The sequence below is a fragment of the Alcanivorax sp. genome (assembly GCF_019431375.1).
Taxonomy (GTDB): Bacteria; Pseudomonadota; Gammaproteobacteria; order Pseudomonadales; family Alcanivoracaceae; genus Alcanivorax; species Alcanivorax jadensis_A.
Genome location: NZ_CP080267.1, coordinates 3,520,798 through 3,527,500, shown reverse-complemented (window position 1 = coordinate 3,527,500; position 6,703 = coordinate 3,520,798). Strand labels below are relative to the sequence as shown.

At 57.3% G+C, this 6,703-nt stretch carries 5 protein-coding genes (1 of these 5 cut by a window edge); 1 reads left to right on the top strand and 4 read right to left on the bottom strand.

Translation table 11 applies throughout. The annotated features are described in order from the left end of the window. The 4 genes from KZ772_RS16580 to ilvC form a co-directional block, all read right to left on the bottom strand. A protein-coding gene (locus KZ772_RS16580; protein WP_290537560.1) for a PilC/PilY family type IV pilus protein crosses the window boundary here: on the bottom strand, positions 1-2,746 show its 5' portion. 1,499 nt of this gene lie to the left of the window's left edge; 2,746 of the gene's 4,245 nt are visible here — the first part of the coding sequence; the start codon lies at positions 2,744-2,746; its stop codon lies off the left edge, out of view. Positions 2,747-2,761: 15 nt separating this feature from the next. Continuing rightward, entirely contained in the window at positions 2,762-3,310 is a 549-nt protein-coding gene (locus KZ772_RS16575) for a PilX N-terminal domain-containing pilus assembly protein (RefSeq protein WP_290537559.1), read from the bottom strand. Between the two features lie 396 nt (positions 3,311-3,706). Beyond that, the gene (gene pssA / locus KZ772_RS16570; protein ID WP_290537558.1) at positions 3,707-4,492 is read right to left on the bottom strand and encodes a CDP-diacylglycerol--serine O-phosphatidyltransferase; all 786 of its coding nucleotides are present in this window, start codon (positions 4,490-4,492) and stop codon (positions 3,707-3,709) included. 96 nt (positions 4,493-4,588) lie between these two features. Then, positions 4,589-5,605, bottom strand: a complete 1,017-nt coding sequence (ilvC, locus tag KZ772_RS16565; RefSeq protein WP_062817668.1) for a ketol-acid reductoisomerase — start codon at positions 5,603-5,605, stop codon at positions 4,589-4,591. Between the two features lie 165 nt (positions 5,606-5,770). On the opposite strand from ilvC, the gene ilvY reads away from it, so the two are divergent. Beyond that, complete coding sequence (gene ilvY / locus KZ772_RS16560) at positions 5,771-6,655, top strand: HTH-type transcriptional activator IlvY (RefSeq protein WP_290537557.1); 885 nt, start codon at positions 5,771-5,773, stop codon at positions 6,653-6,655. Positions 6,656-6,703 lie beyond the last annotated feature (48 nt).

Sequence of the window (6,703 nt, the reverse complement as noted above, 5' to 3'; positions counted from 1 at the left end):
GCACATTATCCTGCTTGTCTGGATCCTGGCGAGCGCTCTCAATATCACCCTGGTAACCATAGTTCACCAGACGCGGTTCACTGTGCAGGGGGTCCCCCCAGGACGTCATCAGCTTGCCGAACAGAAGATCTCGCTGTTCATCGCTTGCGTTGGCATCCAACCCATACTCGGACTTCTCCAGATCATCCGGCATCTGGATAAGCGGGATGGAAGTTGAAGAAGCCGTGGTTCCGCTGGCACTGCCGATGTCATCGCCATTACTGGCGTCAGCCACAAACAAACGCCGCTTTTCATCACCCAACAGACTGCGGGCACCCCCGAGAGTCACCTCAGGGCCATCCACATCTTTAGACCAGAAGCTCCGCGAATTTTCCATAAAAAAGCCGGTATTCGGATCCACCGCGGCATTACCATTCTGATCCACCAATTTCGGCGCATCATTCCCCAAGGCAAGACGATAACGCTTCAGGTTGCCTTCCCATCGGGAGTCCATTTCCGGCCCGAAAATGGCGTAGTACAACTGATCCAGATGCTGCATACGGTTGAGCTGGTTTACCGCCACACCTGGTGCCGCCACCGTGCTGTTCACATCGGAGATGGAGTTGATGATCTGCCGCAATGCACTTTCCAATTCGGTGGCCGAGGCCGCCGTCAGCGCAGAACCTTGCCCAGCGTCTGCCACTTCAGCCAGCTGCGAGGCAGTCGTGTCGTCCAAGTGGAAGCCCACCGTATGGGTATGGACTGCACTTTTCTGAGTATTTTCGGTTCCGTCGTACAACCAGCTAGCCAGTTGCTTCATACAGGCAAAGCTTGCCGCTGCGCCACTCGCCCCTCCCTTGCAATCACCCGGCTGGCCAGTGGTAGACGTGACCTGGCCATAAGCCCTGTCTGAAGTAGGCTCGCCATCGGTCATAAGAATAATATGATTGGAGCTGCACTGCCCGGCGTTGCTGTCCAGAGGCGTGTTGTACACACCACTCTGATCGAAACCTGCCGCATCCGGTTCACCGCGGGCAAACACTGCTTTCTGGCCCATCATGTACTTGGCCATTTCGGTATAAGCTTCCATCAATGGGGTGCCGCCATTGGGGGAAATGTTGTTCACCTGACGTTTCAGCTCATCACGAACCCGCTCGCCATAATTACTCTGATCAGCGCTCAAGGCAGTCATCACCAGACTGGCAGCATTAGCCTGCCCAGACTCCACCGCAGCCAGACGCACATTCTTGTCTGCTGTTACCGTCAACACCAGACTGCCATTGGCCTGCCAGTTACTACTGGCCATGGCCTCTGACACGATATCCGTAACATCCACTTCATGAATCACATCATTGCCGTCGAAAGCACCCTGCGCACCTTCCGTAACGTAGGTTGCCGCGGAGCCGGTAGAACGATTGCCGAGATTGTTGTTGCTGCTCTGCAACGCTGCTCCAGAACCCGCTTCCGCACGGATAGTCAGAGTGACATCACCGTAGGCCGGCTTCTCCACTGTTTCAGTACGACAATAAGTTGGCCACCAGGGATAGGGGCACACTTTTTCCTGAACCAACCGGGTTGCCCCTTTGGCTCCCTTGAAACGCAGTATCGCTTTCTCGATCACATCCGGCTGAGCCTGAGACAAGCGTGAATCGAAGGGAATGGAAGGGAATCGCAATCCCCCAACACGGGAAGATTCAACCTGAAGATTGCTGGAATCCAGGGTCACCTGCCCCCCGGCAGCTTCCCAGGCATCGTTACTGCCGTTACCTATGGCATAGGCCATGCCCTGATTACAGGAAAGCTGATCTCGGTAGGCCTGCCCATCCGCCGGACCGCCAACCACGGTCAAATTTTCGTTCTGGCCCCAAGTCACGCGCAGACGTGGGGGGTTCCCATTGCGGGAACCATAGGCATGAATCTGTCGGCTATTGTGTGGTGCAAGACTGCGAAAACGCAGTGCAAGCCCCTGACCGCCACACCAGCTGGAACGGGACGTGGCCGCCTGTAGCAATGCGGTGACATCCACATCCTGACGGTTGTCGCGCCGATCCCATTGCCCGCTTACAGAGGAGGAATAACCCGGACTCCAGCTGCGATCTGAAACAGTATTGAGAGCGGTGAACGGTGAACTCAGCCCAGCCACATCATAGGCCCCCTCCAGTTTCATGAGGCCACTGGCATCCTCACTGGGGTCAACTTCCAGTACCGCTTCCTTGATAACCGCATAACGGGGGACATCCACCGCCGGGAAAAACAGGCCCACCTGACCATCCGCCTGGCCGCCATTGGGAAATTCGATGGTGTCACTGGTAGCCTGAAGGTTACCGGCACCGTCTTCCACGATGTCGCCATACTCATCCTCAACAGCATGACGCACCTCGGTATTGATCAGGGCATCCAGCGGCTCTACTTCCCGCATGACATAGCCACCAGTGGAACCCTGCACGCCGTTGCCGTTGCCATTCTGGCGGTAACGACCAATGCCCATGCTGATACCGCCGCCAAGACTGTCTACCACATTGGTGAACGCTTCCTTAAGCTGGTTGATGCGGCGGTTTTCCACATCATCACAGGCCTTCACATAGCGGCCGTTATATTCTTCATCCTCACACCACACCATGGAGCCGGAAGTATCGATCAACACCATGACCTGAGCATCCGCGCCCGAAAGTGAGGGAGACAGATAGATTTCAGTATCGTCAGCATAAACGCCGGGCGCACACAGCAGGCAGCAAAGCGCAATCAATCCTGTCCTTAGAGATTTCATGACCCCCCTCCTGTTCTAGTTATTCTTGGTCTGGGCAATGAGTGTGGCCGGATCTGTCATGGCCTTTACGTGGAATTCCTGTACATGGTAACTGGCGACCTGAAAGTCGGGTGCCTTGCCCTCTGCCGCCATTTCCATCCGGTGTGGCACCAACAACTGCTGCCCGTTGAGCTGAGCGCCTTCAAGCAATGACAAGTCAGGAGACACGCCAGTCTGTATCGTGCGGGATTGAGCCTGTAACAGGCCACGAGAGTCGAACCGAGATGCCTGGGCACAAGCACCCTGACTGTTAGGCGCGGCTGCCTGCTGACAGCGACGAACCGGGGTACCATCAAGCAAAATCAGTAACATCGGCGAATTGGTATCCAGCACTTCATCGTAGGTGTAGGCCAGAGATGATTCCGCCGCGTGGAAGGTCATCGCCGAAAGCTGTGCGCCTGTCGAAATACGCGCATTGAACATGGACATGCGCATGGCGGATACTCCCATGAGCGCCAGTACAACCAGCAGTAAAAGCGTAACAACCAGGACCACCCCTTGCTGGGCGAATCGAGCCTCCCACATACCCCCTCCTTGTTTTGGGTGCAGCGTAACGCTGGCGCGCTGCTGCCTTGCCGCAAAAAACGTATCAATCGTTTTTCATGGTCACCGGCATGGCTTGCCTACTATTTTGTGTAATTACCACCGGCGACTGATTAAGAATCAGAATTATCTCTACCACAACCAAATGCGAACAAGGTTCACAGAATGTGCAAAATCACACAATATTTGAGCAGAGTAAACCCTGGGAGCGGAAAGCCGCCAATTTTTTCATAAATATGCGACTTTTAGCACAGCCATAACAGCAAGAGAGCCAAGAGAGGGGACAGGCAGACGAGGGAGAAATAAGAGCGGGAGATACCAGCGAACCAACGGGCCCGCTGGCTGGCATCAGAGAAACAGTGCGAAGAAGGCGGAAAATCAGGAGCGGCGAGGTTTACGCAACCCCCACAGACTCATGATGAGCCCTGCTGCGACATAGATGACCGCCACCGCCAGCAACACCAACGGTGGGTCCAGGAAAACGATAGCAAACGCCACAATCACCCCCAGCAACACCTTGAAGGGAACCCGGCCGATATGGAATTCCTTGAAGGAGTGATACTTCACTGAAGAGACCATCAACAGACCGGCGCCAGCGACTACCAACGCCACAACCCAGGAGATCTCGTTGCCGTCCATGCCCCGGCTGGCCCCCAGCCACACCAGGGTCGCCACCAGGCCAGCCCCTGTGGGGCTTGGCAGCCCGATAAAGAAGCGCTTGTCGGTGCTTTCAGCCTGCACATTGAAACGCGCCAGGCGCAAGGCGGCACAGGCCACATAGATAAAGGCGGCCATCCAGCCAAACTTGCCCAGCTCGGACAATCCCCAGGAATAGGCCACCAGCCCCGGCGCCACCCCGAAGGCCACACAGTCGGACAGAGAGTCGTACTCTGCGCCAAATTTGCTCTGGGTGTTGGTGAGTCGAGCCACCCCGCCATCCAGACCATCCAGGATACCGGCCACGATGATACCGATGGCAGCATGCTCGAACAGACCATTCATGGCCGCCACGATGGCATAGAAGCCGGCAAAGAGGGCACCAGTGGTAAACAGATTGGGCAGCAGGTAAACCCCCTTGTGGCGGGCGCCGGTACGATGCTCGGCCTCCACCACCTCAAAGGTGTCGGGCTGCTCCGGGGAGGTTGTCTTATCGTTGTCCTGCATGGTGGTCCATCCAAATTGGGTGTGACTAGTCTAACTCAGTGACCGCAAACAAAAAACGCGGCCGAAGCCGCGTTTTTTGATGATCGGGACAAGCGCTTAGTTCTTGCTCTTGTCAACGATCTGGTTTGCCTGGATCCACGGCATCATACCACGCAGCTTCTCACCCACTTGTTCGATGGGATGAGCCGCGTTGTTACGACGCGCGGCCGTCATGGACGGGTAGTTCAGCGCACCTTCGGAGATGAACTGCTTGGCGTACTCACCGCTCTGGATGCGCTTCAGGGCGTTGCGCATGGCGGCACGGGACTCGTCGTTGATCACTTCCGGGCCAGTCACGTACTCGCCGTACTCCGCATTGTTGGAGATGGAGTAGTTCATGTTGGCGATGCCGCCTTCGTACATCAGGTCAACGATCAGCTTCAGCTCGTGCAGACACTCGAAGTAGGCCATTTCCGGCGCGTAACCCGCTTCTGTCAGGGTCTCGAAACCGGCTTTCACCAGCTCGACTGCACCGCCACACAGAACCGCCTGCTCACCAAACAGGTCGGTCTCGGTCTCGTCCTTGAAGGTGGTTTCGATGATACCGGTGCGGCCGCCACCCACGCCGGAAGCGTAGGACAGGGCAACATTCTTGGCGTTGCCGGAGGCGTCCTGGAAGATAGCGATCAGGTCAGGAATACCGCCGCCCTTGGTGAACTCGGTGCGAACCGTGTGACCCGGCGCTTTCGGAGCGATCATGATCACGTCCAGATCCGCGCGCGGCACGATCTGGTTGTAGTGGATGGCAAAACCGTGGGCGAAAGCCAGGGTGGCGCCTTCTTTCAGGTTCGGCTCGATTTCCTCACGGTACAGCTGGGACTGAAACTCGTCCGGCGTCAGGATCATGACCACGTCAGCTGCAGCAACAGCGGACGGTACGTCGCTGACTTTCAGGCCATGAGCTTCGGCCTTGGCGATGGAGGAAGAACCGGGGCGCAGACCGACGGTCACGTCCACACCGGAATCATTCAGGTTGCAGGCATGGGCGTGGCCCTGGGAACCGTAGCCGATGATGGCCACTTTTTTGCCCTGGATGATGGAAAGGTCGCAATCCTTGTCGTAATACACTTGCATGCTCATAGCTCTGGCTCTTTCAGATATCGGAAATCGGTTGCAGGCAGACGCTCAGGGAGTCTGCCCGGACAGGCCGCCACTCTAGGCTATCCGCCGCATTGCGTAAAATGATATATTTGAAACATTGCATTGCGATTAATGCAACATGAAGTGATATGGCAATCTATGGATACCAAACCCCTGCGCCTGTTCCTGACCCTGGCGGACACCCTGCATTTCGGACGCACCAGCACCATGTGCCATGTGAGCCCGTCCACGCTTAGCCGCACCATCCAGCAACTGGAGGACGAGCTGGGCGTGCCGCTGTTCTATCGTGACAATCGCAGCGTCACCCTGACCCGTGAAGGTCTTCGCTTTGAGGAATACGCCCGCGACACGCTGACGCGCTGGGACAATCTGCGCCATGCCCTGCAGGAAGATCGGCGCGTGCTACAGGGGGAGCTGAGCCTGTACTGCTCGGTGACAGCCAGCTACAGCTTCCTCTACGACATCCTCAGCAGCTTTCGCCACCAGTACCCACGCATTGAGCTGAAGCTGCACACCGGTGACCCGGCACAGGCAGTGCAGCGCATCCAGCATGGCGAAGAAGACATCGCCATCGGCGCCCGTCCGGATCACTTGCCCGCCGGCATCGCCTTCCGCCCCATCGCCCGCTCTCCGCTACTGTTCATTGCCCAGGCCGGGCAGGCCCAGCTGGCGGAACGCCTCAACGGCACCGCCAGCAAAGCAGCCTGGGAGGATGTCCCCATGATTCTTTCCGAGGAGGGGCTGGCCCGAGAAAGGGTGGACCGCTGGTTCCGACAACTGGGCGTCAAGCCGCATATCTACGCCCAAGTCGGCGGCAACGAAGCCATCGTCAGCATGGTCAGCCTGGGATTCGGGGTGGGTATCGTGCCGAAAATCGTGCTGGACAACAGTCCGCTGGCCGGCCGTACCCGCCCCCTGGATGTGCAGCCAGCACTGGCGCCCTATGAGGTGGGTCTGTTCACGCAGGAAAGGCGGCAGGAAGAGCCATTGATTCAGGCTTTCTGGTCGCAGTTGCCGGAATAGTTATTTCTGCAGGAGCGGAGCAACGACCACAGTCGGCCCGAAGGGTGA

Excerpts from the sequence above, each read along its gene's own strand:
- ilvC (WP_062817668.1), bottom strand. The coding sequence starts at position 5,605 with ATGCAAGTGTATTACGACAAGGATTGCGACCTTTCCATCATCCAGGGC.
- pssA (WP_290537558.1), bottom strand. The coding sequence starts at position 4,492 with ATGCAGGACAACGATAAGACAACCTCCCCGGAGCAGCCCGACACCTTT.
- ilvY (WP_290537557.1), top strand. The coding sequence starts at position 5,771 with ATGGATACCAAACCCCTGCGCCTGTTCCTGACCCTGGCGGACACCCTG.
- KZ772_RS16575 (WP_290537559.1), bottom strand. The coding sequence starts at position 3,310 with ATGTGGGAGGCTCGATTCGCCCAGCAAGGGGTGGTCCTGGTTGTTACG.